1 rRNA gene is annotated in these 203 nt (G+C 53.7%); it reads left to right on the forward strand.

Annotated elements, in window-relative coordinates:
* Positions 1-203: ribosomal RNA gene (locus tag PGR10_RS25455) — 23S ribosomal RNA — on the forward strand; the annotation flags it as partial.

Here is a 203-nt window from a genome sequence, read left to right on the forward strand (position 1 = left end):
ATGTGTAGGATAGGTGGGAGGCTTTGAAGCGTGGACGCCAGTCTGCGTGGAGCCAACCTTGAAATACCACCCTTTAATGTTTGATGTTCTAACGTTGGCCCCTAATCGGGGTTGCGGACAGTGTCTGGTGGGTAGTTTGACTGGGGCGGTCTCCTCCCAAAGAGTAACGGAGGAGCACGAAGGTTAGCTAATCCTGGTCGGAC

The sequence above is a fragment of the Klebsiella sp. 141198 genome, assembly GCF_050600785.1.
Taxonomy (GTDB): Bacteria; Pseudomonadota; Gammaproteobacteria; order Enterobacterales; family Enterobacteriaceae; genus Klebsiella; species Klebsiella aerogenes.